At 59.9% G+C, this 4,512-nt stretch carries 3 protein-coding genes; all 3 read left to right on the plus strand.

What is annotated here, in order from left to right:
- The first annotated feature begins 95 nt into the window (after window positions 1-95).
- Window positions 96-1,811, plus strand: coding sequence for an S-layer homology domain-containing protein (locus J2Z49_RS14505; protein ID WP_307403875.1), 1,716 nt, complete (start codon window positions 96-98; stop codon window positions 1,809-1,811).
- Window positions 1,812-1,961: 150 nt separating this feature from the next.
- A complete protein-coding gene (locus tag J2Z49_RS14510; protein WP_307403877.1) occupies window positions 1,962-3,422 on the plus strand; it encodes an S-layer homology domain-containing protein in 1,461 nt (486 codons plus the stop codon).
- Window positions 3,423-3,688: 266 nt separating this feature from the next.
- Window positions 3,689-4,512: RpnC/YadD family protein (locus J2Z49_RS14515; protein WP_307403879.1), on the plus strand; the 824-nt coding region annotated here is incomplete at its 3' end.

The following is a 4,512-nucleotide window of genomic DNA, read 5'->3' on the forward strand; positions in this document are numbered from 1 at the left end:
ACAGTATCATTTTGTCTACCACGGCTTCCAGGGTGGATCAGTTTGACAATATCACAGGGGCTAAAAATGGATCAGTTTTATAGTAGCAAATACACTTGAAGCCCGCATCTGACCTGGCCTACTACAAGCGCTACACCGTCACCATCCCTGCGGGTGCGGTCAAGGACGCGGCGGGTAACGAACTGGCTCAGGCCTGCGTGTTCAGCTTCACCACCGCCGCCCAGGCGGGATCGAAGGTAGAGATAAGCGTGCCTTCTGACGGCAGGCTGGACAACTTCACCGTGCCGCCGGGAGCCTCCAGCGCGGTCCTGAACCAGGGCGGCGCCCAACTGGAGATCCCGCAGGGCGCCTTTAACAGCGCAGCCACGATCACCTTCAAGCCCGTGGACAAGACGGGGCTTCCCGGGGCCAGCGCCATCGGTCAGGTCTTTGAAATCAAGATCGAGAACGTGACCCTGGCGCAGCCGGTCATCTTGCGGTTGCCCGCGCCAGCCGGCGAGCGGGTGCGGGTGTTCAAGCTGGTGGGCGACCGCTGGGTTAACCTTGGCGGTAAAATGAGCAGCGGGGGCGGGTATGTGGAAGTCAGCCAGACCTCCTTCAGCACCTTCACCGCGGCCAACGCCCCAGCGCCTCCCACGGCCAATCCGGCACCCGGTAGTTACACGGGTAGCGTGCAGGTGACCCTGGCGGCGGAATCCGGCGCCACCATCCTTTACGGGCTGAACGCCGCTCCGCAGACCACCTACACGGCGCCAATCACGCTGACGTCAACCACTACCGTTCGCGCCGTGGCCGTGAAGGACGCCCTCACCAGTGATGAGGCGAGCTTTGCTTACACTGTAACTGCCTCCTCCGGCGGTGGTGGCGGAGGAGGCGGTGGCGGCGGCGGAGGCGACGGTGGCGGCGGCACAGTGATGCCGTACGTGTCCACCACCGACCCCGCTGATAAGGCCACCGGTGTACCCGTGGACAAAGAAATAAAGATTTTGTTCAACGAGATCGTCAGCGAAGGCAATGATTTTGCAAAAATCACTTTAAAGGATGCCGCCGGCAAGGTTGTGGAAGTGACCGCACGCATTGACGGGAGTGCCCTCTACATCAAGCCGAAGGCGGCGCTTGACTACGGCGCGATCTATACCTTGGTCATCCCCGCCGGTGCGGTGAAGGATAGCGAGGGCTACGGCTTGTCCAGCGACTACACCTTCACCTTCACCACCGTTGCGGAGCAACCCAAGCCGCCCGCGGAGCAGCCCAAGCCTGAGTTCAAGGACATGGCCGGCCACTGGGCGGAGGCCACCGTGGTCAAGCTGGCCGGCATGGGCGTGATCGGCGGTTATGAGGACGGTACCTTCAGGCCCAACAACAAGATCACCCGGGCCGAGATTACCTCGATTCTGGTGCGGGCCTTGAAGTTGCAGCCGGTGGATGAATCTACCCTCAAGTTTGTTGACAGCAATACCATACCCGCCTGGGCCCGCGGCGCAGTGGCTGCGGCGATTAAGGAGGGTTTGGTGAGGGGCTATCCCGTGCAGGGCGGCGTGGCGTTCAAAGCCACCAGCCCCGTTACCAGGGCCGAGCTGGCCGCCATCTTAAGCCGGGTGCTTGAAGACAGGCTGGGTAAAATAACCGGCCAACCGGTGCAATTTGCCGATGCGGCAGAAATCCCGGCCTGGGCGAAGGACGCGGTGAATACCGCAGCCGCAGCCGGGGTGGTAGGCGGTTATCAGGACGGCACCTTCCGGGCCCAGAACAATGTTACCAGGGCTGAGGCCGCGTCCATGATCCTTCGCCTGCTGGAAAAAATAGAATAAAACCGTTTCTTACCGGAGGCGCTCAACTCTGGGCGCCTCCGTGACATTTTTGCAAATATATTGCATTTGGTGATTGCAATTAAACACGGATTGTGATAAGATTTTGGCGGCAGCTAAATGCAACTTTTACAAATTTTAAGGGGGGATTTTGTGCGCGGTAAGACGGTATTGGTGGTGATGCTGGCCCTGCTGTTTGTCCTGGCCGCGGCTGGCGTTGCGGCGGCCCAAAACGCCGGGGAAATTCCGCCCCTTCCCGCGGCCTACTACGGTTCCGTGAATAACACGGCCGGCCAGCCGGTGGAGTCGGGCACGGTGGAGGCCTACATCGGCGGAAAGAAGTGCGGTCAAATTGATATTTCCCGCGGCCTGTACGGCGGCCCGGGAGGTTTCGACCCCAAACTGGTGGTAGCCGGTACGGCTGATGATCAGGGGCGGCCGGTGGACTTTATGGTGGTCGTCAACGGCACCGCATATATGGCTCACGCCAGCCCTGCAGTTACGTGGACCAGCGGCGATGTCCGCCAGGTGAACCTGACGGTCGATCTGAATGCCGGCAGCGGGTCGGGTAGTTTGGGAAGCTCAGGAGGGACCAGCAGCTCCAGCGGGACCGGCGGGTCCAGTGGTTCGGGCGGGTCCGGTGATTCCGGTGGTAGTAGCTCAAGCGATACCATTGCCCCGGCCTTACTCAGTTCAAATCCGGGCAGTGGGGCCGCCGGAGTGGCCGTTGATGAGACGTTCACTTTAACTTTTGATGAGGATTTGGCTGCAGATAGTGTTCAGGCAGAATTCATTGTTCAAGCCACAAAGCAGGCTGTAGCCGCAAGTGCATCTGTCGACGGCAGGGTTTTAAAAGTGAAGCCTTCTGCAGCGCTTGCTTACGACACCGGGTACACTTTGCAGGTGACCGTGAAAGACCGGGCCGGTAATAAAAAGGAAGTGGCCGTTGATTTCCGGACTGCAGCGAAGCCTGCAGCGGGTACCGGTTCCAGTAGCGGACCCGGTGGAGGAACAGTTGGCACTCAGCCGGCTGACGGGCAAAAGCCTTCTATAACTGCAGAGTTCAAGGACATGCAGGGCCACTGGGCCGCTGAAACGGTCTCTAAGCTGGCCGGTATGGGTGTGATCGGCGGCTATGAGGACGGCACGTTCCGGCCCAACAACAAGATCACCCGGGCGGAAATCGCCTCCATCCTGGCACGGGCGTTGAAGCTGCAGCCGGTGGATGAGACCGCCCTGAACTATGCCGACAAAAACGCCATCCCGGCCTGGGCGCGCGGCGCCGTTGCCGCCGCGGCTGAGGAAGGCATTTTGAAGGGCTATCCCGTACAGGGCGGTGTGGCCTTTAAGGCCGGTAATCCGGTCACCCGGGTCGAACTGGCGGCCATCTTGAGCCGGGTGCTGGAGGCCCGGCAGGGCGCGGTAACCGGTCAGGCGGCGAAATTTACCGATGCAGCCGCGATCCCGGCCTGGGCGAAGAACGCGGTGAATACCGCTGCCGCGTCGGGTATTGTGGGGGGATACCCGGATGGCAGCTTCAAGCCGGGCAGCAGTGTCACGCGGGCGGAAGCCAGTGCCATGATCCTGCGGCTTTTGGAAAAGCTGAACGGGTAATCCTGCAGGGCCTTCGGGAGATGTAAAATCTCCCGGGGGCCTTTTTGATAGATGGTGCCAGGCACTTAACTTATTAACGTATTGGGCGTGGGCCTTCCCCGGTAGCTACGTCAGCGGGGGGATTTACTTTTCAAGCAGGCCACCCCGGCATCCCGACGTACCAGATCCCCGTTCCGTGTGGTATAATTCAGGAAAGGAGATAAGCTAATTTTTTAGAGGCTGGTGGGGATCTTACGAGTTATCCAGAAGAGGGTGAATGAACGTAAATGCCCAGGATAGACATACCAATAAAGTGGCTGTTCCAGCGCCGGCCTGCCGACTGGGCCAGATACGTGCAACCGGGCAGCAGGGAAGAATGGGTAAGGCCCTATAAAACGGAGTACACCCCCAGAAAGGAATCCCGGCTGGATAACGTACTGGAAATAGATGACCCCAGCAGCCCGTACCTGCTTCACTTCGAGCCTATGGGCTACCGCGACGAGGCGCTGCCGGCCCGCATGCTGCGCTACCGCAGCGACATATGGGAGGCCACGCTGGCTGGCGGAAGGAGCACCCCGTCCATACGCCAGGTGGTGATGTTTTTCTACAAGGAAGACGACAATGGGCTGCACCGGTTAAGTGACCGGTGGGATACGGGAGGGCTGGAATATTCCTATACGGTGATCCGGGTGTGGGAAGAGCGCAGGCAACCGGTGATAACCGCCAAACTGGTGGGGCTTTACCCCCTGCTGCCGTTGATGAAAGGCGAGGATGCAAAGGAAAGCCTCGAGCAGGCACTGAAGAAATGTATAGACACCGTGCAGGAAATAGAGGACGGATCGCTGCGGCAGGACCTGCTGGCGGCCATGGCGATACTGGCCGGCGGTAAGTACCCGCCTGAGCTAGTACTATCGATGATAAGGAGGGAAATGGTCATGGAATCACCGATTTTCCAGGAGTGGGTCAGGGAAGAGCGCGCCGAGGCAGAGGCCAGGGGCGAGGCCAGGGGTAAGGTTGAAGCAAAACAGGACGCCATCTGCAAATACCTCAGGAGGAGGTTCGGCGATGCATCTGCCGGCCTGCAGGAGAAAGTCCGGGAGATGACCAGCCT

Origin of the sequence: Desulfofundulus luciae (assembly GCF_030813795.1) — a bacterium.
GTDB lineage: Bacteria > Bacillota > Desulfotomaculia > Desulfotomaculales > Desulfovirgulaceae > Desulfofundulus > Desulfofundulus luciae.